24 protein-coding genes and 1 tRNA gene are annotated in these 23,137 nt (G+C 67.4%); 14 read left to right on the plus strand and 11 right to left on the minus strand.

The annotated features are described in order from the left end of the window. Positions 1-20: 20 nt before the first annotated feature. The 5 genes from ACR2MZ_RS03535 to ACR2MZ_RS03555 all read right to left on the minus strand — a co-directional run bounded on the left by ACR2MZ_RS03535 (position 21) and on the right by ACR2MZ_RS03555 (position 4,713). The gene (locus ACR2MZ_RS03535; RefSeq protein WP_434003690.1) at positions 21-1,664 is read right to left on the minus strand and encodes a thiamine pyrophosphate-binding protein; all 1,644 of its coding nucleotides are present in this window, start codon (positions 1,662-1,664) and stop codon (positions 21-23) included. 8 nt (positions 1,665-1,672) lie between these two features. Beyond that, positions 1,673-2,446, minus strand: coding sequence for a cyclase family protein (locus ACR2MZ_RS03540; protein WP_434003691.1), 774 nt, complete (start codon positions 2,444-2,446; stop codon positions 1,673-1,675). A gap of 395 nt (positions 2,447-2,841) precedes the next feature. Further along, complete coding sequence (locus ACR2MZ_RS03545) at positions 2,842-3,618, minus strand: SDR family NAD(P)-dependent oxidoreductase (RefSeq protein ID WP_434003692.1); 777 nt, start codon at positions 3,616-3,618, stop codon at positions 2,842-2,844. A gap of 111 nt (positions 3,619-3,729) precedes the next feature. Further along, positions 3,730-4,326 (minus strand): TMEM175 family protein, encoded by a 597-nt coding sequence (locus ACR2MZ_RS03550; protein ID WP_434003693.1) that lies wholly within the window; start codon positions 4,324-4,326, stop codon positions 3,730-3,732. Positions 4,327-4,434: 108 nt separating this feature from the next. Continuing rightward, positions 4,435-4,713, minus strand: a complete 279-nt coding sequence (locus ACR2MZ_RS03555; protein ID WP_434003694.1) for a DUF5661 family protein — start codon at positions 4,711-4,713, stop codon at positions 4,435-4,437. Positions 4,714-4,896: 183 nt separating this feature from the next. On the opposite strand from ACR2MZ_RS03555, the gene ACR2MZ_RS03560 reads away from it, so the two are divergent. Further along, the gene (locus ACR2MZ_RS03560) at positions 4,897-5,880 is read left to right on the plus strand and encodes a TQO small subunit DoxD (RefSeq protein WP_434003695.1); all 984 of its coding nucleotides are present in this window, start codon (positions 4,897-4,899) and stop codon (positions 5,878-5,880) included. A gap of 297 nt (positions 5,881-6,177) precedes the next feature. Here ACR2MZ_RS03560 and ACR2MZ_RS03565 read toward each other — a convergent pair whose 3' ends face one another. Then, the gene (locus ACR2MZ_RS03565) at positions 6,178-6,816 is read right to left on the minus strand and encodes a TetR/AcrR family transcriptional regulator (RefSeq protein ID WP_434003696.1); all 639 of its coding nucleotides are present in this window, start codon (positions 6,814-6,816) and stop codon (positions 6,178-6,180) included. Between the two features lie 140 nt (positions 6,817-6,956). Between ACR2MZ_RS03565 and ACR2MZ_RS03570 the strand changes: the two genes are divergently transcribed. Then, positions 6,957-7,871, plus strand: a complete 915-nt coding sequence (locus tag ACR2MZ_RS03570; RefSeq protein ID WP_434003697.1) for an SDR family oxidoreductase — start codon at positions 6,957-6,959, stop codon at positions 7,869-7,871. A 157-nt stretch (positions 7,872-8,028) separates the two neighbouring features. Here ACR2MZ_RS03570 and ACR2MZ_RS03575 read toward each other — a convergent pair whose 3' ends face one another. Next, the gene (locus ACR2MZ_RS03575) at positions 8,029-8,628 is read right to left on the minus strand and encodes a MarC family protein (RefSeq protein WP_434003698.1); all 600 of its coding nucleotides are present in this window, start codon (positions 8,626-8,628) and stop codon (positions 8,029-8,031) included. A gap of 203 nt (positions 8,629-8,831) precedes the next feature. Between ACR2MZ_RS03575 and ACR2MZ_RS03580 the strand changes: the two genes are divergently transcribed. Beyond that, on the plus strand, positions 8,832-9,563 hold the full coding sequence (locus ACR2MZ_RS03580; protein WP_434003699.1) for a hypothetical protein: 732 nt from the start codon (positions 8,832-8,834) through the stop codon (positions 9,561-9,563). 123 nt (positions 9,564-9,686) lie between these two features. Then, entirely contained in the window at positions 9,687-12,356 is a 2,670-nt protein-coding gene (gene ppdK / locus ACR2MZ_RS03585) for a pyruvate, phosphate dikinase (protein WP_434003700.1), read from the plus strand. On the opposite strand, the gene ACR2MZ_RS03590 is transcribed toward ppdK, so the two are convergent. From ACR2MZ_RS03590 to ACR2MZ_RS03600, 3 genes are all read right to left on the minus strand, one after another. Beyond that, the gene (locus ACR2MZ_RS03590) at positions 12,284-12,820 is read right to left on the minus strand and encodes a DUF11 domain-containing protein (protein WP_434003701.1); all 537 of its coding nucleotides are present in this window, start codon (positions 12,818-12,820) and stop codon (positions 12,284-12,286) included. The two genes, ppdK and ACR2MZ_RS03590, sit on opposite strands and share 73 nt — an antisense overlap. Positions 12,821-13,756: 936 nt before the next feature. Then, positions 13,757-14,359 (minus strand): RNA polymerase sigma factor, encoded by a 603-nt coding sequence (locus tag ACR2MZ_RS03595; RefSeq protein WP_434003702.1) that lies wholly within the window; start codon positions 14,357-14,359, stop codon positions 13,757-13,759. A gap of 428 nt (positions 14,360-14,787) precedes the next feature. Beyond that, a complete protein-coding gene (locus tag ACR2MZ_RS03600; RefSeq protein ID WP_434003703.1) occupies positions 14,788-16,014 on the minus strand; it encodes an AI-2E family transporter in 1,227 nt (408 codons plus the stop codon). A 190-nt stretch (positions 16,015-16,204) separates the two neighbouring features. Here ACR2MZ_RS03600 and ACR2MZ_RS03605 point away from each other — a divergent pair, with 190 nt between their 5' ends. The 9 genes from ACR2MZ_RS03605 (at position 16,205) to ACR2MZ_RS03645 (ending at position 22,016) form a co-directional block, all read left to right on the plus strand. Next, positions 16,205-16,948 carry a Vgb family protein gene (locus tag ACR2MZ_RS03605; RefSeq protein WP_434003704.1) on the plus strand — a complete coding sequence of 248 codons (744 nt, stop codon included), beginning with the start codon at positions 16,205-16,207 and terminating at the stop codon, positions 16,946-16,948. Continuing rightward, positions 16,873-17,265, plus strand: coding sequence for a Vgb family protein (locus tag ACR2MZ_RS03610; RefSeq protein WP_434003705.1), 393 nt, complete (start codon positions 16,873-16,875; stop codon positions 17,263-17,265). The genes ACR2MZ_RS03605 and ACR2MZ_RS03610 overlap by 76 nt, the downstream gene beginning before the upstream one ends. Before the next feature lie 77 nt (positions 17,266-17,342). After that, complete coding sequence (gene dnaG, locus ACR2MZ_RS03615; RefSeq protein ID WP_434003706.1) at positions 17,343-19,127, plus strand: DNA primase; 1,785 nt, start codon at positions 17,343-17,345, stop codon at positions 19,125-19,127. A gap of 58 nt (positions 19,128-19,185) precedes the next feature. Next, a complete protein-coding gene (gene rpoD, locus ACR2MZ_RS03620; RefSeq protein ID WP_434003713.1) occupies positions 19,186-20,253 on the plus strand; it encodes an RNA polymerase sigma factor RpoD in 1,068 nt (355 codons plus the stop codon). 51 nt (positions 20,254-20,304) lie between these two features. After that, positions 20,305-20,964 (plus strand): cytidylate kinase-like family protein, encoded by a 660-nt coding sequence (locus tag ACR2MZ_RS03625; protein ID WP_434003707.1) that lies wholly within the window; start codon positions 20,305-20,307, stop codon positions 20,962-20,964. 106 nt (positions 20,965-21,070) lie between these two features. Further along, the gene (locus ACR2MZ_RS03630; protein ID WP_434003708.1) at positions 21,071-21,388 is read left to right on the plus strand and encodes a hypothetical protein; all 318 of its coding nucleotides are present in this window, start codon (positions 21,071-21,073) and stop codon (positions 21,386-21,388) included. Further along, positions 21,381-21,596 carry a hypothetical protein gene (locus ACR2MZ_RS03635; protein WP_434003709.1) on the plus strand — a complete coding sequence of 72 codons (216 nt, stop codon included), beginning with the start codon at positions 21,381-21,383 and terminating at the stop codon, positions 21,594-21,596. Before ACR2MZ_RS03630 ends, ACR2MZ_RS03635 begins: the two co-directional genes overlap by 8 nt. Before the next feature lie 40 nt (positions 21,597-21,636). Beyond that, a tRNA-Asn gene (locus ACR2MZ_RS03640) sits at positions 21,637-21,711 on the plus strand. Between the two features lie 146 nt (positions 21,712-21,857). Continuing rightward, positions 21,858-22,016: a lmo0937 family membrane protein gene (locus tag ACR2MZ_RS03645; protein ID WP_434003710.1), complete on the plus strand. Its 159-nt coding sequence runs from the start codon at positions 21,858-21,860 to the stop codon at positions 22,014-22,016. Between the two features lie 157 nt (positions 22,017-22,173). Here the strand turns inward: ACR2MZ_RS03645 and ACR2MZ_RS03650 are convergent, their stop codons facing one another. Further along, complete coding sequence (locus ACR2MZ_RS03650; RefSeq protein ID WP_434003711.1) at positions 22,174-22,380, minus strand: hypothetical protein; 207 nt, start codon at positions 22,378-22,380, stop codon at positions 22,174-22,176. Positions 22,381-22,591: 211 nt separating this feature from the next. On the opposite strand from ACR2MZ_RS03650, the gene ACR2MZ_RS03655 reads away from it, so the two are divergent. Next, a partial coding sequence (locus tag ACR2MZ_RS03655; RefSeq protein ID WP_434003712.1) for a carbohydrate ABC transporter permease occupies positions 22,592-23,137 on the plus strand: 546 nt, incomplete at its 3' end.

Here is a 23,137-nt window from a genome sequence, read left to right on the forward strand (position 1 = left end):
GGACCGGAACCGGTCAGGTTTCAGTGACCGCGGAAGGCCTCCTCCAGCCAATCTGCCACCAGCGTCGGCACCACCTTGGCGTCGATCACCAGGGCCCGCTGGGCGCCACTCTGCAGCCACTGTTCGACCTGCACGAGATCGGACGGAGTCCGGACTGTCACTCCGGCCAGGCCGACCGCCCGACCGAGTGCGGCAAAGTCGGTGTCCGGGAACTGAACCAGCTCCAGCGGCTTGCCGTCGGGACCGAAGTGGTGGACCTCCGCGCCGTACGCCTGATCGTTGTAGATCAGCACCACCATGCGCAGATCCAGCCGCGCCACCGACTCAAGGTCAGCCAACGCCATCAGCGCGCCGCCGTCGCCCAGGGCGCCGATGGTCAGCCGGTCCGGTCTGGCCACCGCCAGGCCGATGGCGGTCCCGAGCCCCAGGCCGACACACTGGAACGCCTGGCTGAAGATGAAACCCTGCTCGTCCGGCACTGACAGGTAGCGCGCAGGCCAGCCCATGAAGTGGCCGGAGTCGACGGCGACCGAACGCTCGCTCGGCAGGATCTCGTCCAGGCGGACGGTCAGCGTGCGGGGATCGATCGCGTCGAGGGTGCTCACATCGTCATACGGCACCTCGGCCCAGCGAGCTGCCCGGATCCGTTCGGCCAGCTCCGGCGTCCGCTGGCGGCTGGGCTTGGCAGACCGCTGATCCAGCGCGGCACAGAGAGCGGTGGCCGTCGCGGCGGCGTCGCCGATCACGCCGATGTCGGCGGGCTGGTGGGAGCCGATCGCATCGACGTCCAGGTCGACTTGAACCACAGTTGCCGAATTGCCGAGCAGCTTGCCGTGTCGGGTCGACCACATATTGAGCGCGGCGCCGAAGGCCACAACCACGTCTGCAGCCGAGATGAGCTCCGCCGCTCCGGGTGACGAGAAGCCGCCTGAGACGTCGAGGCTCCAGGGGTTGGCGGAGAAGAGGCCTCGGGCCACAGCAGTGGTGGCCAGCAGCGCACCAGTTCTCTCGGCCAGAAGTTCCAGCGCGCTCCGCTGGCCACGAGCTCCGCGACCGGCGATCAGCAGCGGCCGCTGGCTGGAGCAGAGCACGTCAGCCACACGCTCCACTGTGGTCGGGTCGGGATGCGGCGGAGGGATTGAGGACCGAGTTGGAACCCGGTACTCTCCAGTCACCGGCGCTGCCTGGACGTCCATCGGCACGCTCACCACCACAGTGCGCCGATCCTCTTTTGAGCGGCGATAGGCGCGGCAGATGTCCTGCACCGCGGAGGCGGGGCCGTAGACGCGGTCGGCCAGCGCTCCCACTGAGATGGCGAGGGAATCCTGGTCGATGCGAAAGTTCGAGCGAACAGCAGCCTGGGCGGTGTCGCCCGCCAGCACCAACAGGGAGGTTCGGCTCTTGGCGGCCTCGGTCACGCCTGTGATGGCGTTGGTCAATCCGCAACCCGGGTGCAGCGTGACCACGCTCACCTCGCCGGTGACCCTGGCGTAGGCGTCGGCCATCATCACCGCGTTCGTCTCGTGGCGGGCTGTCACGAATCGGGCGCCGCGCGCGGTGAGGGCGTTGGAGAGGTCGAAGTTGCCGCTGCCGATCAAGCCGAACGCCTGTCGAACGCCCAGATCGGTCAGGGTGCGGCCGATCTCCTCCGCCACAGTGGGCATGGAAGGGCTCAGCGCTCGACGAGAGCGAGGATGCGGGAGGGACTGCCGGAGCCGCCCTGGATGGGCAGCGGCGCGGTGATCAGGAGGAACCCGCTGGGTGGGAGCCGGGCCAGGTTCTGCAGCTGGGTCAGGCCGTACTTGCCGGCGCCGAGCAGATAGTGATGAGCGGGGAACGCCGGTGTGAAGCTGTGAGCCCCGCCGGCGTCAGTCCCGACCGTCTCGACGCCCACGCCGATGATGGGCGCCTCCTCCGCCAGCCACTGGGCGCACTCGGGCGAGAAGCCTGGCGTGTGCGAACCTTTGTCGTCAGCATTGATGAATGCCGCCTGATCGTTGGAGCGGGCGTCCCAGCCAGTGCGGATGAGCAACCAGCCGCCGTTCGGCAGCGGTCCGTGCTCGGACTCCCACTGCTTCAGGTGCTCGACTTGGAGCAGGAAGTCCGGGTCGGCGGCGGCCTCGGCGCTCTTGTCGATGACCACCGCCGCAGCCACCAGCTGGCGAGGCGGCACCTCACCGACCGCGAGCAGGTCCCGGCCTGTGATCCAGTGGTTGGGCGCGTCGAAATGCGTGCCGGTGTGTTCGCCGACGGTGATGGCGTTCCAGTACCAAGCCGGGCCGCGTTCGTCGTAGCGGCTCAGCTCGTGAAGGGTAAACCCCGGCGTGTTGACAAAGGGCTCAGGCAGCTGGATGACAGGGGTGGTCGCCGAGAGCGGAGCTGTCAGGTCCACCACTTCCACCGAGCCCGAGGCGATGCTTGCGCTCAGCTCGCTGAGTAAAGACATGCAGACTTCCTCCTATGACTGGCGAGAGGGCGGCGTTATCAATTGTGACGATCCTCACTTTGCTCGTGCCGCTCAACTGTTCTCACCCTCGGGCTCGGCCTCCCGGGCGCCATCGCCGACCGCGACTCCCACCCGACAGTTACCCTGACCTCGGGCAGCGCCGTCCCGTGGCAGCGCTGCTGAGCCCATTCACCGGGCGGATGGTGCGTCGCTATGTCGGCCTGGAAGCCCAGGGCCTGAAGCGCCGATGCAAGCAGCCCGTCTGACCCGCACGTAGACGGTCTCCCGGCTCAGTCGGTGAGCGAGGCTGTCGAAGCGCATCCGAGACAGGTCGTCGCGACTCAGGTGAAGGGCGGCTAACTCGGCCGGTTACATCTCGGCGGAGATCGCTGCTATCACTCCTGCTCGGTGGGACGAATGAGCACCTCGTTGACCGCCACATGCCGCGGGCGGGAGACGATGTAGGTGATGGCGTCGGCGATGTCGTGCGCCTCGAGGCGCTCGATGCTGCCGAAGCGCTCCTGCATGCCTTCTTGGATCTCGGGCCGATTGTGGCTGGCGAGTTCGGTCTTGACAGCTCCCGGTTCAACCAGCGAGACCCGCACGTGGCGGGTGGTGACTTCCTTTCGCAACGCGTCGCTGAACGCCCCGACACCGTGTTTGGTCGCGTTGTAGACACCGCTCCCGCTGCGTGTCTCACGCCCCGCGACCGAGCTGACATTCACCATATCGGCGACCCGCCTTGGACCATCCTCAGCCGCGCGGAGCAGATGCGGAAGAGCTGCGTTTGAGCAGTAGAGCAGACCCAGGAGATTGATGTCCACCATCCGCCGCCATTCGTCAATCGACGCCCCCACGACCGGGCCAAGCAGCATAACTCCCGCGTTGTTGACAAGGGTGTCCAAGCGACCAAACTCGGACACCGTGCGCTCAACTGTCGCCTGCGCCTGGCTCTCATCGGTGACGTCGGCGGTCACCACCAGTGCCTTCGACCCCTGGTCGCGGAGCCTGGCGGCAAGACCCTCCAGCCTTTCAGTGCGGCGAGCGGCGATCGCCACCCCTGCCCCGAGCTGGGAGAAGGCAAGAGCCGTGGCTTCGCCGATGCCGCTGGAGGCTCCGGTTACCAGGACCACCGTGCCGTTGAGCGCTCCGTTGAGGTGGTTGGCGGTCATACCGAGGAAGCTTTCGGCGACAGTTGGACTGGGCAGTGGGGAGGGCTCAGGAACACGTCCGCACGATACCGTTTGCTCGCCCCCAAACCGATGCGCCGGGCCGACCTCGGCTCAGGAAGCTGTGCCCGGGGTCCGCTCAAAGACGTAGTAGACGGCTACCAGGCCGATGATCGCCAGCGCCGCCGGCGCGCTGATGAAGGCCACCCCGATCGCCAGCAGGTAGACCAGGCCCCCGATTGTGAACCGCCACCAGGCAGTCCGGCGGGCTTCTTGGGGCACCGGCCGGTGGGTCCTTCCCTCGCGCAGCGACCAGGCGAAGATCGCCGCGAAGCTCACCGACATTCCCTCGAAGACCGCCCCGTAGAGGGCGGTCGCCACCTTGGCGTCCTGATCACCGCTGGTGAGGTATTCGGCCATCGTGCCGGTGGCGAACGGTATGAGGACGACGAAGAGCAGCAGCCCGAGGTTCAAGAAAAGCAGCGTCCGATCGACTACCGCGATGTTCCTCACGAGCGCGTGGTGGTTGACCCAGATGATGCCGATGATGAAGAAGCTGATCAAGTAGGAGACGAATGACGGCCAGTGGTCGACCAGCTGGCGCAGCAGCGGACCGTGACCGGGCCCCGCAACCACGAGGTTGAGCGCCAGCAGGGTGATGGCCACCGCGAACACACCGTCGCTGAACGCCTCCAGCCGGCCCCGATCCACCGACGTAACTTACCGACCGGGCTGGGGCAATGCGGCGCCTCGCGTCTGGAGCATCGCTCCGCCAACGCTTCCGGGGATGCTCGCCTCAGGTGATTGCTCGGCGCGAGCTCAGCCCGACCCTTGCTGCTCCTTCGCCTCTCGTTCCATCCGCTCGAGCCGGACGTAGTAGTCGGGGAACTCCTTCAGGTGAGCGAGAGCGATCTTCCCGGTGAGGACCGGATCATCATGCGTCACATCTGTGGCTGGGTCATGGGAGCCGTGCTCGAACTCAACCTCCATGCCGGCTTGGAACTGCTCCACGCCAAAGGGTGAGTTCGACCAATCGATGCCGATCTGCTCGCCCAGCCGCCGAGTCTCTTCCAGCGTCAGCCGGGTGCTCTCAGTCATCCCATCAACCTATCCGACTTTCGATCTGTCAGCCGGCCCGTCCTCTCGTTGCCCTTAGCCTGTTGCTCAGTGGCCCGCCGCCGTCGGCAGAAGCAGCGCCGTCCCCCCGAGACCGCCCCGCTCGCAACTGAGGAGCCCCGCAGGCTTGAGTCGCCGTCAGAGGCTCCCGCTCGGGGCCGGTTTGTGCGCCCCGACCGGTCTGACCCGCTGCGTTACGCCACAGTTCCGCTCCGCCTGTTTTTGGGAGTCACTTTCATCTACGCAGGTCTGCAGAAGTTCAGCGATCCGGGTTTTCTGAGTCCCGGCAGCAGCACCTTCATCGGGACCCAGCTGCAGGGCTACGCGGGTCACTCCCCGATCGGATTCCTCCTCACTGCCGTGGCCATACCCCTGGCGGTCCCGGTCGGCCTGACGGTGATGTTGGGCGAGATCGCCATCGGCCTCATGACGGTCCTTGGCATCTTCACCAGGTGGGCGGCCCTGCTGGGGGCAATGCTCAGCGCGGTCCTCTTCCTGACCGCCAGCTGGTCGGTGCAGCCGTATTTCCTCGGCTCTGACAGCATTTACACAGTCGCCTGGCTTACGATCGCGCTGGCCGGTGACCTCGGTGTGCTGACTCTGCAGCGGCGGCCGCTGTCCGGCCGCCAAGGCGTTCCGATCGATCTCGCTCGGCGGCGGTTCCTGCTGCAGCTGGGTGGCGCTTCCGTCGCTGCGGTCTGGCTGCTCGCGCTGCTTCCTCGCGGTCGTCCGAGCGCGGCGGGCAGCGGCCAGGTTGCTGTTCCCAGCGCCCAGCCGACGCCCTCTCTCGGCGGCTCGCCTTCAGCCAGCTCGCCGGCCAGCAGCCCGCCGGCCGGCGCGAAGTTGATCGGCTCGCTCGACCAGATTCGCAGCGGCGGTGGCAGCCTGGACTACCAGGACCCCAAGAGCGGCGACGCGGCTGTACTGGTGGACCTCGGCGGCAACCAGGTGGTTGCCTACGACGCGGTCTGCACGCACGCCGGCTGCACAGTTCAGTACCAGGCGAACGATCGCCAGCTGGTCTGCCCCTGTCACGGTGCCGCGTTCGACGCGGCACACGGCGGCCAGGTGCTGGGTGGACCGGCGCCCACGCCGCTGACCAAGCTCCAAATCACCGTTCAACCGAATGGCGACGTCTACGCCCAGTAGGACCGGCCCTCCCGCCCTGAGGGTCGAGGTCGACCTCATTCCTGCCCCTTGGCCAGCACTGAGCGTGTCGGCGTTTCGGGGTACACCGACGTGACCCGATGTCAAGCGGAACAGGGCATGGTCCGGTGTCGGCACGCCGAGGGCTTAGCGTTCTCGGACGAACTACGCTGCTAGCGTATGCCTCGTCGATAGGTTTTTCTCCAGCCGGGCGCGGCCGCTGGGTGGAGAAGGCGTCGGTGCGACGCCAGGCGCGCGGACTTCCTGGCGAGGCTGGCTTGGTTGTCGGAAGTTGGGGATTCAGCCGAGCACTGCGGACGCCTCGGCCCTTGCGCGCCCGCTGCCCATGGATCGCTTCAGGCCATGTGCGACGCCGCTGCGCTCGGCGGTGATGCGGCGCAGCTCGTCCATCACCTCGCTGACATGGACCTCCCACGGCCGCTCGACGGGATCTTCGATCCACCGTGTGAGGGCGATCCGGAGGACGGCGACGCCGGTCTCGGCGGCGAGCTCGGCGGCTGTGTCCGGCATCCCACGCCGACGGAGCGCCTCGCCGAGCGACGCGGCGAGTGACGCGAGCTTGATGAGTTCGCGCTCCTGCAGCTCCGGGTTGGCAAGGATCAACGCCTGGCGGCGGCGGACGAGTTGCGGCGTCGGAAACACGGAACCGGCCGCCTTGAGCCCCGCCGTTACCGCTTCCAGCGTGGTCGCCGACGGGGGTACGGCGTCGACCGCGTCCACGAGCGTGGCGCGGAAGCGGTCGCCGCCTTCGAACAGCACCTCGCGTTTGTCGGCGAAGTGGCGGAAGAACGTGCGCTCGGTAAGTCCGGCGCTCGCCGCGATCTCGGCCACGGTGGTCTGGTCGTAGCCCCGCTCGGTGTAGAGCTCGAACGCCGCCTGCTGCAGGCGCCCAGGGGCATTCGGCTCCCAGCGACCCATGGGTGGCATGCTACAGCGATGACAGCCGCTGTTATTGTATGGTACGCTGACGACAGCAACTGCCATTACAGCGTCTCCAGCGCCCTGCGCCACCTTTGCGTCCGCGCCGGGGCGGACGCACCCCGACTGGAGGTAACCCCATGCGCATATTTGTCACCGGCGCGTCCGGCTGGATCGGCTCCGCCGTCGTGGCCGAGCTGCTGGCCGCGGATCACGAGGTCCTCGGCCTTGCTCGTTCCGACGCGTCCGCGGAGGCCGTCGCCGCCGCCGGCGCCGAGGTTCGCCGTGGCGATATCGGTGATCTCGACGTGCTGCGCGAGGCGGCCCGCGAGAGTGACGGTGTCGTCCATCTTGCGTTCCGCCACGACATCGCCTTCACCGGCGAGTTCGAGACCGCCGTCGGTTCGGACCGGGCGGCGATCGAGGCGCTCGGCGAGGCGTTGGCCGGGAGCGATCGGCCGCTGGCGATCGCCTCCGGCGTCGCCGGCCTGAAGCCGGGCACGCTCGCCACCGAGCGTGACATGGCAGAGCCGTTCCCCGGGCCGGGCGGCCGGATTCTCAACGAGCGCACAGCGCTGGCGTTCGCCGAGCGCAGGGTGCGCTCGATGAGCGTCCGCTTCGCCCCGACCGTCCACGGGGACGGCGACAAGGGCTTCATGCACATGATCGTCGCCGCCGACCGGGCTGCCGGCTCGGCGGCCTACATTGGCGAGGGCATCAACCGTTGGCCCGCGGTCCATCGCTCCGATGCCGCCCGTCTTGTCCGACTCGGGATCGAGGGCGCGCCGGCCCGGTCTGTGCTGCACGCGGTGGGGGAGGACGGCGTCGCCATCCGCGATGTCGCCGAGGCGATCGGGCGAGGCCTCCGCCTGCCGGTCACCTCGATCACGGCCGAGCTGGCCGAGGCACAGTTCGGGTTCCTCGCCGGCTTCCTCGCTCTCGACATGCCGGTCTCCAGCGCCCTCACCCGCGAGCTGCTCTCCTGGGAGCCGTCGGGGCCGGGACTGGTCGCCGATCTGGATCAGGGCCACTACTTCGTCGCCACGGCGGCCTGAGCGCCGCGCCCCGGCACCGCCGTGCCAGCGCCTTAGAGCCCGGCGCGTCTCGTTTCAGGATTGCGATGTCCGCCGCTGAGAGGTGCGGACGTGCCCGACTGGGCCCCGTAGGCGGTCCCCTCCGCCCGTCGGTATCACGTACAGCCCGCGCCGGCGGTCAGAGGCCATGTCTGACCAGGCTCGTCACCGCCTCCACTATCAGCTGCACGGCCAGGGCCGAGAGCAGCAGCGCCAGCACCTGGGTCAGCAGACTGATCGCCGGTGGGCGGAGCAGGCGAGCAAGCAGATCAGCCAAGAGCAGGCCGATCGCGATGACCAGCACCACCGCCGCCACACCAGCAATGACGCTGAGGCGATCGATGACAGCAGGATTGCGGCCGGAGAGCACCATGATCGCAGCGATCGCTCCGGGGCCAGCCAGCAGGGGCGTTGCCAGCGGCACCATCGCGATGTTGGTGGTGGCGCCGTGCTCCATCTCTTGGCCGCGGAACATCTGCAGGCCGAGGAGCAGGAGCAGGAAGCCGCCGGCGATGGTGAGGGCCTCCACAGAGACGCCCAGATAGTCGAGCAGCAGCCGCCCGAAAAGGGCGAAGCCGGCGACCAGGATGCCAGCCGCGGCGGCGGCCTGGATGGCCGCCAGCCGGCGACCGGCCGGGCTGCGGCCGGCGGTGAGCGAGATGAAGTAGGGGGCCGTGCCGATCGGATCCATGATGACGAAGAGGGTCACGAATGTCTCCAGGAATGTCTTCCAGTTCACCGCCAAGCAGGCTAAGCCGTTCGGACTCTGGGAGTCTGTGACCACGCATCGGGCCGGGACTGACCGCTTCTCGCGATCCGTTCCAGTGAACCGTTTGGAAAATGGGCGCAGGAGGTGACCTCCAGCGTCCTGTTGACGGGTCACTGGCCGTCGCTTGACCCCCCTATGGCACTCACGGTGGACTTCAGCACACTGAGAGTGAAGTGATCAGCCGGTACCTGCTGGCGTGGTTGGGAGTGCTCGGGGTCGCTTTCGACCTGATGGGAGGCCTGTACCTGGCCTATGACCTGCTCGGTGGCCCCCGCGGTCCCCTGCGCACCATCATGCGGGCGGCGACCTACGCAGTGGTGTTTGGCGCCTTCTATACAGCCGGGCTCTTCGCCCCTTTCGGCCCGATCGCGGGTGTGGGGCTCGGCATACTCCTCGGGGTCGAATTCGGGCTCCGGCGAGGCGAGACTGTGAGCCTGCTCTTCGCAGTTGCCCGGGGGGCGGTCTTCGGCGTCGCCGGGTGGGCGCTCAACGGGGCACGCTTCGGCCTCCTGCTAGGCGTCATTACAGCCGTGGGACTCTTGATCGTCTATCGCTTGCGCTTTTCTGTCGCGCGGGATTACCCGTCGGAGAACGGGACGAGGTTTCGCCTTGAGGTGGCCAGGGCGCAGGCTGTGCGGGCGAGCGTCACAGCGGTTGCCGCCCTGATCGCCGGCATCGGGGCCGGCGCGGGCCCGGGCTACGCCATCCAGTTCGCAGTCCGGCTGGGGATCGTCTCCTGGGTCGCGGGCGTAGTGGTGGGCAGCACCACGCCCCGAGTGGAGCGGTGGGCGGACCGCCTGCCCGCACGCCGACTCGGCCTGGTAGGCGCGGTGATGATCTTCACGGGGTTGGCTGTCCAGTCCATCCAGTACTGGGTGGTCATCTTCGACCTCAGCGTCCGCTGAGTGGCCTCCGGGCTGGTGTACTCCGCAGTTTGTCGCCCCCGGCGGGGGAACCATGCGCCAATCTGGCCGGGGCCCCTGACAGTCCTCGCGCGCTTGAGGGATCGGAGGGGGCAAACTTAGAGCATGGCCACCGCAATCAAGCAGAAGTTCGTATATCTCTTCCAAGAGGGCTCCCAGGATATGCGCGACCTCCTGGGCGGCAAGGGCGCCGGGGTCGCCGAGATGACGCGGGCAGGCATGCCGGTGCCCCCCGGTTTCACCATCACCACCGAAGCCTGCCGCGAGTACTACAGGGGCGGCCGCAAGTTCCCGGCTGAGCTCTGGGGTCAGGTCGAAGCCGCGCTTTTGAGCCTGGAGGAGCAGACTGGCAAGCGCTTCGACGATGAGCAGAACCCGCTCCTGGTAAGCGTCCGCTCAGGGGCCAAGTTCTCGATGCCCGGCATGATGGATACGGTCTTGAACCTCGGCCTCAACGAGCGCACCTTGCGCGCCCAGAGCGAGCTGACCGGCGACGAGCGCTTCGCCCTCGACGCCTACCGCCGCTTTATTCAGATGTACGGCAAGATCGTCAAGGGCATCGACGGGGACAGGTTCGAGGAGGCTCTGACCGAGGCGAAGCAGCACGCCGGCGTCAAGACCGACCCCGAGCTCGCGCCGGACCAGCTGCGCGAGCTGGTCAAGGCCTTCAAGGCAATCTACGCGAAGGAGACGGGCGAGGATTTCCCCGATGATCCCAAGCACCAACTGCGGGGAGCCATCGAGTCAGTTTTCGCTTCCTGGAACACTCCCCGCGCCGTCGCCTACCGCCGCCTGGAGCGCATCCCCGACGATCTCGGCACCGCCGTCAACGTACAGATGATGGTCTTCGGCAACATGGCCGAGAACTCGGGCACAGGCGTCGCCTTCACCCGCAATCCGATCACCGGCGAGAGCCAGCTCTACGGCGATTTCCTGCTCAACGCACAGGGCGAGGACGTGGTCGCCGGCATCCGCGACACCGAGCCCATCTCCGCCCTCGGCCAGCGCATGCCCGAAGTCTTTCGCGAGTTCCAGGACTATGCCGGCAAGTTGGAGCAGCACTACCGCGACGTTCAGGACCTGGAGTTCACCATCGAGCGGGGCAAGCTCTACATGCTGCAGACCCGGAGCGCCAAGCGCACAGGCGAGGCGGCCGTCAACATAGCCGTCGCTCTGGTCGAGGAGGGATTGATCAGCCGGGAGGAGGCCGTCGCCCGCGTCGAGCCCCGCCAGTTGGAGCAGCTGATCCATCCTCGGGTCGATCCCTCCGCCAAGGCGGAGCCGATCGGCAAGGGCGTGCCCGCTTCACCGGGCGCCGCCACCGGCGAAGCCGTTTTCGACGCTGATCGGGCGGAGGAGTGGGGGCAGGCGGGCCGGGCGGTCATCCTGGTCCGGGTCGAGACCAATCCCAGCGACGTGCACGGCATGATCGCCGCCCGCGGCATCCTCACCTCGACCGGCGGCACCGCCAGCCACGCGGCCCTGGTCGCCAGGGGCATGGGCAGGCCGTGCATAGTCGGCGCCAGCGAGATCGTTGTGGACCTGAAGGCGAGGACGCTCAGCGCCGGCGGCGCGAAGGTGAGCGAGGGCGAGGAGATCACCATCGACGGCACCACCGGGAACGTCTTTCTGGGCAAGGTGCCCACCATCGAGCCCAAGCCTTCGCGCAACTTCCAGACTCTGCTGGGTTGGGCCGACGGCATCCGCAAGCTGGAGGTGTGGGCAAACGGCGACTATCCGCGCGACGCCGAGAAGGCGCGGGAGAACGGAGCCCAGGGCATCGGCCTCTGCCGCACCGAGCACATGTTCATGGAGGAGGAGCGGCTGCCGATCGTCCGGGCCATGATCATGGCCGAGACCACAGCGGAGCGCGAGAAGTACCTGGCCCAGCTGCTCCCCATCCAGCGGGGCGACTTCCACGGCATCCTGCAGGCGATGAGCGGCCTGCCGGTGGTCATCCGCCTCATCGATCCGCCGCTGCACGAGTTCCTGCCCAACTACGAAGAGCTGGTCGCGCGAACCTCAGAGCTGCGCGCCACAGGCCGCGAGCCCGAGCGACTCGCCGAGCTCGAGAAGGTGATGGCGCGGGTCGAGTCGCTGCGTGAAGCCAACCCCATGCTCGGACTGCGCGGCGTGCGTCTTTCCATCCTCTATCCGGAGATCACCCGCATGCAGGTGCGGGCGATCCTCGAGGCCGCCTGCGATTTGAAGCGCGAGGGTTCAGACCCCCGGCCGGAGATAATGATCCCGCTGGTGGGCACCCTGGCTGAGCTGCAGTCGGTGAAGGCCGAGCTTCTGCCGGTGGTCAAGGCAGTGCAGGAGGAGAAGGGTGTCGAGGTCCACTACAAGTTCGGCACCATGATCGAGATCCCGCGCGCGGCGCTCACCGCTGGCGAGATAGCGAGTGAGGCCGAGTTCTTCTCCTTCGGCACCAACGACCTCACCCAGACCACCTTTGGCTACTCCCGCGACGACGCCGAGAGAGCCTTCATAGTGCGTTATCTGGAGCAGAAGATCCTCAAGGTGAATCCGTTCGAGACCATAGACAGGCCGGGTGTCGGCCGCCTCATGGCACTGGCTGTGAAGGAAGGCCGAGCCAGCCGGCCGGACTTGGAGGTCGGCATCTGCGGCGAGCATGGCGGCGACCCCGATTCGATCGCCTTCTGCCACGAGCTGGGCCTTACTTACGTCTCCTGTTCGCCCTATCGAGTGCCGGTAGCCCGGCTGGCCGCGGCGCAGGCGGTGGCGGCCGAGCGGGCCGACTCGACGAAGTGACCTGAGCCCGACGACCAAGTGAGCTGAGCCACGCAGTTAACGGCCTGAGGTCGCCCAAGTGAGCTGAGCCGGGCAACCAAGGGCCTGAGGGCCTCCCCTGCCCATCTCAGGACCATGGGAACTGGGTTCGAGTGCGCGGGCGTGGCGGCTGCCGCGCCCTGCACCTGGGACAGCTTCACCACCAGCTCGACGTGATTATTGTGGGCGTTGGGATCGCTTACGGCAGAGCTGACGTCCGCCGAGATGCGCAGGGAGCCGAGGCTCACCAGAGCTCTGAGCGTCACCTTCATCGTGGCCGCCGCGCCGGGAGCCAGGCTGCCGACATCCCAGCGCCGGGGTTCGAGTTTGAAGCTTCCCTGGGAGGGCTGGGCGGAGACGAAGTGAGCGCCGGGCGCCGAACTGATCACCAGCACCCCGGTGGCGGTGGAGGGGCCGTTGTTGTTCTTGACAGTCAGTACGAACACCACTTGACCATCATCGTTGGCGATCAGGGTGAGGCTGGCGGCCAGGTCAGCCGACGGCGTGGGTGTCGGTGAGGGACTGGGCGTCGGGCTGGGTCTGGGTGTAGGTGAAGGGCTGGGCGTGGGGGTTGGAGTAGGAGTTGGGCTGGGCGTCGGGCTTGGACTCGCTGTAGGTGAAGGGCTGGGCGTCGGGGTAGGAGTAGGAGTTGGGGTCGGCGTCGGGGTTGGGGTTGGGGCGGGTGTCGATGTCGGTGTCGGCGTAGGCGTTGGATTGGCGGCCGGAGTGGGTGTGGGAGTAGGAGTCAGGGCCGGCGGCACGGTAGGTGTTGGTGAGGGTTGTGGGCCTGCCGCGGGAGTTGGATTGGCCGCCGGGTTGTTCGTCGATGGATTCGTCGCCGAACCGTTGCCCGAGTCGCCCGAGTTGCCGGAGTTGCCCCCGTTGGTCGGCGGCTGGCCGCTTCCAGGGCTCGGCACGGGCGTCGGCTCGGGTGATGGACCTGGCGGAGAAGGAGAGGCCGAGGGCTGGGGGGAAGGTGAGTTGGATGTCGCCGGCCCGGGAATCGTTGGCCCACCGCTTGGCGGCTCATGGCGGCTGGTCGCGTTCGATCTGGGACTGCCGGGTAAGCCGGGCAGTGACCCGCCGCTGGCGTGCCAGCCCCACAGTGCCCCGCCAGCGAGCAGCAGCGTGGTCGCCACAGCCAGGAGCACCCCCAGCGGTCCGCTCAGGGGCCCGGCGGCGCCGACAGCGCCCCCCGAGACATCCCTGCCGCCCCCGCCTGCAGCCGAGGCCGCGCCGCCTGCCGCGGCCATACCGCCGGCAAGCGACACGACAGCCGCCCAGTCCGCCGGCGGCGCCGGCAAAGCCCCAGTCTCGCGCTGGACAGTCTGCTCCAGCCACGATTCAAACGCCGCGTCGTCACTCATTGCCATCCCTATCCATCAACTTCCACGTTCCAGACTGGCTTCTCGTTCAGCCAATTCGTCAGCCCGGGCGCGCATGTGGCGCATCGCAGTGTGCAGTCGGGAGGCCACAGTGCCGCGGGGAATGCCCAGCATCTCCCCGATCTCCTCGTGGCGGAAGCGCTGGAAGTAGAAGAGGACCACCACCGCGCGGAGTTGCGGAGTCAGTCCCTGCATCAAAGTCCCGGTCAGATCGCGCGCTTCGGACGAATCGAACTGGCTCCCCTGCGGCACGTACATCCGCTGCGGCAGCATCCCGCGCAGCTTGCCGCTCCGCAGCTGGTCAATGGCCGTATTGATGGCTATGCGGTAGACCCAGGGCTTGGTCGAGCTCACGTCCGCCTGATGGTTCCAGCTGCGGAGCGCCTTGGCGAACGCCTCCTGCACGACGTCCTGAGCGGTGCTGGGGTCAAGGCCGATCCGCTGGATCGTGCGGTTCAAGGGTGCATACTCGGCTTCATAAAGAGCCGACAGCACCTCCTCCGCGCTGGAGTCACCCGCCTGATCCTGCCTCAGATCCGCTTGCCTGACACCCCTCGGGACGTTTTGGCTGGGATCCGGGGCCGCATATGTATCTGCCATCCCTCTGCCGCCGAACCGTCGACTTAGGCCAGAATAACCTACGCCGGGGCAGGGAGAACCAGTCCTCCGAACGCTGCTCACAACGGTCGGCGCCGCCTCCGGCTGGCGGCTGGTGGGCCGAACGGTTGGGGCACGGTCGGCCGCGAACGATTGGGGCGGACGGCCCTGGCGCCGGGGCCCGCCGTCTTCACAGGCGGTCTCACCCTCCGGCTCAGGGCGGAGAATACTCGGCGCTTCCATCGCCGGTCTACTCCAGGCTTCGCGATGGCCATCCACCGCGAGATCAGGCTGTCGGGGCCCGCGAGGTGCGCCAGCTGGCGCGTGCCCAGGAGGCGGTCAGGAGGGCGAGGACATGGCCGCGACAGGCGACACTGTCGGACGCGACCCAGCGCAGTCCGCCCTGGCTCCTCCAACCCTCCTTACGAAACTCAGCAGTCCGGTGAGGCGGCTGTGCTCTGTTGAGGGGGCGCCTCGAGGGGTACGTCGGTCATTACGACCGCTGCGGCGGCTGGAGCCGCTGCCTTGAACTGACCATCCGGCTCCGTGGGGCCGAACAGCCGGAGGCGGAAGTGGTCGTAAACGATCCGGCCGGTGGCTGCGATCGGCACCGCCACAAACATGCCCAGCACTCCGGCCAGGCTGAACCCGGCCACCAGGGCGACGATGACCACCAACGGCGGTAGCTGGACGGCGCCGCCGACGATCTTGGGGTAGACGACGTTCAGCAGTATGGTGCCGATCAACACGTAGGCGATCACCACCGCGACCGCCTGCTGCCAGCCGATCGAGAGTGCGACCACGACCGCCGGGATGGCCCCCAGAAAGGGGCCGAGGTAGGGGACCAGGGCCGTCACTCCCGCCAGCAAACCCAGCGCCAGGGCGTACTTGAGCCCGATCACCCAGACCGCCAGTCCGGAGACCAGACCGATCAGCGCCGCCACCACCAGCTGACCCTTGGCGTACCCGTAGAGCATCCGCTTGACCTCGGCCAGGATCGCCTCGACGTCCGGTCGGTACTCCGTCGGCGCGAGGCTGCGTAGGAAGCGGTTGATGCGACGGGCGTCGAGCGAGACCAGGAAGGTGATGATCAGCAGCAGGCCGATCTGGAAGAAGGTTCCCAGGGCGGCGACCGCGAAGCTCAGGGCGTTGCCGAACTGGCCAAGCAAGAACCCCTCCGCCCGCGCGCCCAGCAGTTGGGCAGTGCCCGAGAGGTCAACCCGGTAGCCGAAGATCACCGGGGCCGACCCTGCCAGCTTGCTGAGCTGTCCCTGAGCAGTATCCGCCAGCCCTGCCGATTGCGCCTGAAGCAGCGGGATCTCAGTCGTAAACAGGGGCACCAGCAGCGCGAACAGTCCGGCCAGTGCGAGCAAGATCGCGAGCAGTGTGACCAGGATTGCCAGTGGCCGGGAGAGGCCGATGCGAGTCAACCGGACGACCAGCGGCTCGATAACGAAGGCAAGCACGCCGCCCAGTACGAAGGGGCCCATGACGTCGCGCACCAAGATGAGGACCAGCACGAGGGCGGCCACCACCAGGAGGCCGAATACGGCCTGCTTGCGGGTCGACGCGTTTCGAATCTCGATCTGCACCGCCTCGGCGGCCTGCGTTTCGAGTTCCTTGCGAGCGCGAAGTCGGCCAAAGATGCTCCAGGGCACAGCTGATACCTTCTGTCACCGTACGCGCGCGGCAGACTCCCAGCTTGGACTAAAGCAGATGCCGACCGGTGCAAGGGACCGACCATCGGCAGCTCGTCGGCGGTGAAGCCCATGATGCCGGCCCAGCGCCAAGGCGCCGTCTTCACAAACGGTCTTCACACTCCGGCTCAGGGCGGAGAATACTGAGGGAATGGCGAGGTGGGCTCGGCCGGACTGGCTCGGCGCGTCGGGCCGGCTGCTAGCCGCGCTGGCGGTTCTCGCGGTGTCATGTGGCGGCTCGGCTCCAGCCTCGTCGCAGAAGCCCGCCTCGCCGAGCCCGCGGGCGGCTTGCCGGCCCCTCAGCATCCCCGCGCCAAGCACCCACCTCGCCACTGCCGCCGTCGCGCCCGAGCCTGGCTACGCGCTCACTCGAGGCAGCGGCCCAGTCGGGATCAGCGTCGCTCGGGACGGCGTCGTGTGGACCCTTGGGGTCGGCGCCAACCGGATAGCTCGCCTGCAGGGGGGCCAGCTGACCGAATTCCAGCTGCCCGCCAGCGGACTCGGCTGGGAAGGCGCCGTCGGACAAGACGGCAGCTTCTGGTTTCCGGAGCGGTCCCGCGACGCCGTCGCAGCCATCGATGCCCAAGGACACGTAGTGGAGTGCAACCTGCCAGGGCAGTTCAGCAATCGCCAGCCGGCGGGGATGGCCTTCGATCCGGCGGGAAACCTCTGGCTCACTGAGTACGCCGGCAACCAGATCGACGTGATGCGCCCAGGTGGCCACTTCCAGGGCTTCTCTCTGCCCGGCAGCGGGAAGGCGCCGACCGAGATGGTGGCAGGGCCCGACGGCGCCATGTGGTTCAGGATGGCGGCGACGCAGTGGGCCGCATCACGGCTGAAGGTCAGGTCACCGAGATCGCCCTGGGCGGTTCCCACTTGGACCCGATCGGGCTGACCGTAGGCCCCGACCAAGCACTGTGGGTGGCTGAGCTGTCGGGAGACCGCATCGACCGGGTTGCGCTCGACGGCACCGTCGGCCACCACCCTGTGAGCCGAGGCGTCGGGGCGCAGGGCATCGTTGCCGCTGCCGACGGCAAGCTCTGGTTCACCGAGAGCCGAGCCAGCCGGGTGGGCAGACTCGATCCGGCGAGCGGCCAGGTGCAGGAGGACGCGGTCGCCACCGGGGCCTGGCCGGATCAGATCGCCGCCGGCCAGGACGGCTCCGTCTGGGTCAGCGAGTACAACTCCGATCGCATGGGACGCGTGATGTGAGCGGTGAAGTCACGAGTCGCCGCCCGCTGCTTCGCCCATGGGGCCTCGCCGCTGGCTGAAGGCATACTGGCTGCCTCATGCCGCCGCTGCGTGCTGACGACGCCGTGGAGCAGGTTCGTGCGCGTCTCAACCTCGTTGACGTCGCCCGTCAGCACGTTCCCCTGCGCAAGCAGGGCCGGGAATGGGTAGGACTCTGCCCCTTCCATCAGGAGAAGACGCCCAGCTTCGCAGTCAACGAACAGAAGCAATCGTGGTTCTGCTTCGGCTGCCAGCAGGGCGGTGACATCTTCGATTTCGTCCAACGCATTGAAAAGGTTGACTTCCCGGCAGCCCTTCGCATGCTGGCCGACACCGCGGGTGTCGAACTTCCCGAGCGGGCGCCTGGTGAGCGTCGCCGGAGCGAGCTGCGCCGCCGCTTGATCGAGCTCAACGAGCTGGCCGGGAAGTATTACCAGTACGTTCTCACCAGCCTCCCCGCCGGTGAGCCAGGCCGCCAGCTGCTCCAGCAAAGAGAGATCGAGGACGATGTCGCCACTCGGTTCGGCCTCGGCTATGCGCCAGGCGGCAGCGGGCTCTCGGCCTACCTGCGCAAGCGGTCACTCTCAGCAGCCGACGCGCAGCAGGCAGGACTCGTCCGGCGGGACGGGCTGGATGCGTTCCAGCAGCGGCTCGTCGTGCCGATTCGAGATGCGCGCGGCAGCATCCTCGCCTTCACAGGCCGGACGGTGCTGGCAGACGAGCAGCGCAAGTACATCAACACCCGCGAAACCGAGGTCTACAGCAAATCTCGCGTACTCTTCGCCCTTGACCTGGCGCGTCCCGTCATCGAGGAGCGCGGCCACGCGGTGCTCATGGAAGGCCAGTTCGATGTGATCACCGGTCACCAGCGCGGCGTCGAGAACGCGGTCGCGAGCTCCGGCACGTCGCTCAGCGAAGATCAGGTTCGCCTGCTGCGGCGTTACACGGACGAATTGGTGCTCGTCTTCGACCAGGACTCCGCAGGTCGCCAGGCCACCCAGCGGGCGACCGAGCTGGCGGCCCGGCACGGCCTTCACGTCCGCGTCGCCCGCCTTCCCAGAGCAGCCAAGGATCCTGACGAGTACCTCCGCTCGGGCGGCAGTTGGGGGGAGACCCTGGCCCAGGCGCGGCCGGGTTGGGAACACTGGATCCGCGAGGAGATCGCCGATCTGAGCCCCAGCCGCCCGGCGGACGTCGAGGTGGCAGTGGCCCGCATCCACGGCGTCCTGGCGCGCATCCCGGAGCCGGCCGTGGCCGAAAGCGTCCGCCAGGAGGCGGCGATCTGGTTCGGCATCGATCCCAAGCTGCTCACAGCTCCCGCCGCCCAGCGCAAGCCGGGCCGCGCCTCCTCGCAGCGCCCGGACGGCCCGAACAGCTCCCCGGTCCAGCCGGCTGGGAACGACCCTGCGTCGGCCAGACCACAGGCGGATCGGCTCTCGGGCCGCCTGGCCCACCTGCTTCAGGTGTTGGCGGTGCGTCCCGACGCCGCCCGCCTCGTGGCTGAGAAGCTGCCCCTGAACGAGATTGAGCCTGACGATCGGGAGGCGCTGGTGCGCGTGCTGGACGCGCTATCGGAAGGAGGCGTCGCAGCCCTGCGCCGGCGGCTACCGGACTTTCCGCCCGAGGAGCAGAACCTGGTGTGGCGAGCCTGGGCCGCAGCGCCGCCGCGCTGCGACGACGAACTGGTGCAGGAGCTCATCGAGAGGATCGCGCAGGCCGCCGCATCCAGGCGGCGATCCGCAATAATTGGGCGTCTTCTCGAAGCCGAGCGACGCGGGGACGAAGCAGCCGTCGAAGCGCTTTCGCGGGAATATGCGGTGGCGCTGAGTCAGCGGCAAGCTTGAGGGTTGGAGACCAGATTTGGCTAAGACCAAAGAAAAGGCGGAACCTCGACTCGAAGACCTGCTGATCCAGCAGGCGGAGATTCTGATCGTCAAGGGCAAGGAACAGGGCTTCCTCAGCCCGGACGAGGTGATGGACGGCTTTCCCCAGTTCGATGCGGGGAATCCTGATCAAGCCTTCCGCATCTTCGGGGCCTTCACCGAGATGGGGATCGAGATCTCTGCCAGCCCCGGCGACTTCGACGACAAGGACGATGTCGACGAGGAGACCCAGCTCGAGATCGCCATGATGGATTCGGTCTCGCTGGACGACCCCGTCCGCATGTATCTGAAAGAGATCGGTAGGGTCAACCTGCTCACCGCCGCTGACGAGGTCGAGCTGGCCAAGGCCATCCAGGCTGGATCGGAACTCGCCAAACAGCGCCTCACCGAAGCGAACCTGAGGCTGGTCGTCTCCATCGCCAAGAAATACATTGGACGCGGCATGTCCTTCCTGGACCTCATCCAGGAAGGGAATATGGGCCTGATCCGCGCGGTGGAGAAGTTCGACTACGAGAAGGGCTTCAAGTTCTCCACTTACGCCACGTGGTGGATCCGGCAGGCGATCACCCGGGCAATCGCCGATCAAGCCCGAACCATCCGCATCCCGGTCCACATGGTCGAGACCATCAACAAGCTCGTGAGGGTCTCCCGCAGGCTGCTCCAAGAGCTGGGCCGCGAGCCCTCGGACGAGGAAATCGGTGAGGAGATGGGTATCTCCTCGGAGCGGGTGCGCGAGATCATCAAGGTCTCACAGGACCCCGTCTCCCTGGAGACGCCGATCGGCGAGGAGGACGACTCCCACCTTGGGGACTTCGTCGAGGACAAGGAGGCCACGGCTCCCAGCGACGCCGCCTCCCTGACCATGCTGCACAACGAGGTGGAGGACATCCTGGACACCCTGACGCCCAGAGAGCGGCGCGTACTCCAGCTTCGCTTCGGCCTCATCGACGGCCATCAGCGAACCCTGGAAGAGGTGGGGAAGCGCTTCGGCGTCACGCGCGAGCGGATTCGCCAGATCGAGGCCAAAGCGCTCCGCAAGCTCCGTCACCCTTCGCGCAGCAAGAAACTGCGCGACTACCTCGAATAAGTCCGGCAGCCTTTCTTCGTGAGCTGTGCCGTGATCTCAGCCTAAGCACGGATGCCAGTCATCACCATCAGCCGCGAGTTCGGCGCCGGCGGCGAAACAGTAGGCGGCCTGGTGGCCACTCAGCTGGGCGCCGAGCTGGTCGATCGCAAGATTTTCTCCGAGGTCGCGCGGCGGCTGCAGCTCTCCGACGAAGAGGTGGAAGAGCACGAGGAGGCCGCCGGCAGCTTCCTCAACCGGATGCTCCGCGCGCTCGGGTCCGCCTCGGTGGAGTTCGCCGCCCCACCCGAGGCGGCTGCGTGGACGCCACCCTTCAGCGAGGTGGCGCCAGACACCCGCAGAGCCGTGCTGGAGATCACCCAGCAGGTCATCCGGGAAGCCGCCGCGACAGGCAATGCTGTCATCGTGGGCAGGGGCGCCGGCTTCGTGCTGCGCGATCACGGGGACCTGCTGAACGTGCTCATCATCGCACCCTTCGGGGTGCGGACTGCCCACATTTGCGAGACGAGTGCACTCTCGGTGGAGGATGCGCGGCGGCTGGTGAGGCAGGTCGACGCCAACCGCGTCGCGTACGTGAAGCAGCTCTTCGGCGCCGATCCGCTCAGCCCGGCGCATTACCACCTGGTGCTGAATACGGGCCGCCTCAGCTTTGAAGCAGCGGCGAACGCCATCATCGCGGTGGCCAAAGACCCGACCGGCCCCAGCCCGGCCTGAATTGGTCGCTTCGACATCCGCTCGCGCTGGCCATCGATGGGTGGATCGCCGTTCAGCAGTCCAGGGCTGGTCAGGTGGGCGCGGCGCTCGATAGGCTATGCAGGCGATGGAGTTCAACAGACCGAACTTCGTGGGCTCTGCTACCTCAGGAGTTGATGGAGCCAGCGAGGGCGGCCGGGTTAGTACGTTCCGTCAGCCCACGGCTCTGGCCCTTTACGCGGTCCCCCTCGTCCAGCGGATCAAGGACGGCGGCTATCAAGGCAAACTGACCGCCGCCCCGGCACTGGTCGACGGCCGCTGGGCCCTGCGCCTCACCTACGAAGGGGATGCCCCGACCGGCGTGCCAGCCCTCTGGCACGGTCACCATGTGGCGGTCCAACCGCAAGCTCCGGCGCCCGCGGTGGAGGGCCGGTCGGGTGCCTGAGTTCGGGCTCGATTCCAGCATCCGCGACGTGCTCGACAGACACCCGACCGGCCGCCAGATCCTCTGGGCCCACGGCTATGACGTGGGCGAGGGCTTCGTGGACGTGCTCTCGCAGTACCAGAGCCTGCGGGATGCGCACCGCGCAGGTCGCCTGCGGGACCTGCCAACCTTGCTGGAAGCCCTGAACGGCACCCTGCAGCCGAGCTAGTGTTCCAGGGATCTCAACTAGAATCAGGGGTCGGCACGGATCCGGGCTAGCTCAACGGTAGAGCAGGCGGCTGTTAACCGCAAGGTTCACGGTTCGAATCCGTGGCCCGGAGCCATCACATTACGGCTCGACTTTGGGAAGTTCCCAGGGCCCGCCGCCGAGTTCCCGTCCCACTACTTTACATAACGGTGGGACATAGCATATAGTGATGATGATGTTGTCAGCTTTTATGGTGCTCAAGGCACTCTAGGGAGGTCTCCAGTGGCAAGCATTATCTGGATCGTCGTGGCGGTTCTGGTGGTTCTCTGGCTCTTCGGGTTCTTGGTGGCCCACGTCGGGGGCGACCTGATCCACATTCTGTTGGTTCTCGCCGTGATCGCGATCATCTACAACCTCGTCGTCGGTCGGCGGGCCGTCTAGCGAGAGGCAAGACCTGAAGGAGGCCGCCCGGACCGGGCGGCCTCTTCGTCGTTTAAGTGGGCTGGCTGCCGCCAGGGACGGTCATCCCGCAGGGCGCTCTTAAGCTGAAGCTCTGACTATGCAGAGCGTTGATGGCCTCCGACTTGTCGGCAGTGGTTCAGTGTCCGAGCCGCTGCCGGAGCACCGAGCGGAAGATCTGATCGCGGAGGGGTTGGGGCGCCTCAACCTGGCCGGTCGCAAGGTGCTCGTCATCATCCCGGATGGGACGCGCACAGCTCCCATCCCCTTGCTCTACCGCGTGCTGACCGGTCACCTTGCCGGAGCGGCCGCCCAGCTTGACTACCTGATAGCTCTCGGCACTCACCCGCCGATGACAGATGCCGCCATCGACGCCATGCTCGGCTGTTCTGCTCGGGAGCGGGGGGGGGGGGGGGGGGGGGGGGGGGGGGGGGGTGGGGGGGGGGGGGGGGGGGGGGGGGGGGGGGGGGGGGGGGGGGGGGGGGGGGGGGGGGGGGGGGGTCCCTCCCCCCCCCCCCCCCGCACCGTTATTGCCGCGTGCGCCCCCGGAGGTGCCGATGAAGCTTTCCCTGGAGAAACGCCGCTGGGTCGCGGCCTACGCCTTCCTGCTGGTGCCGATCCTCTTCTTTCTGCTGATCCGTATCGCCCCCACCCTCTACGCCTTCAACGTCAGCCTGCACGATTGGGATCCGATCGCCCTGGAACACCCCTTCGTCGGGCTGAAAAATTTCCAGCAGCTCGGTGGCGACAAGGTCTTCTGGGCCGCCATGCGGAATACCTGGCTCTACGTCCTGGTCACGGTGCCGGTCAGCCTGATTCTGAGCCTGCTGATCGCCCTCGGCCTGCAACGGCTGACCCGTTTCGTCGGTTTCTATCGCCTCCTCTATTTCATCCCCTACATCACCTCGCTGGTGGCCGTCAGCTGGGTCTGGCGCTGGCTCTACGCGTCCAATGGCATTTTCAATGAGGTGCTGCGCACGGTCGGTATCGGCCCGCAGCGCTTCTTGCTCGGGCCCGACCAGGCCCTCTATTCGATCGTGGCGATGACGATCTGGCAGGGGCTCGGCTTCCAGATCATCATCTTCCTCGCTGGACTGGAGAGC

It is taken from the genome of Candidatus Dormiibacter sp., assembly GCF_050999135.1.
Classification (GTDB): Bacteria; Chloroflexota; Dormibacteria; order Dormibacterales; family Dormibacteraceae; genus Dormiibacter; species Dormiibacter spiritus.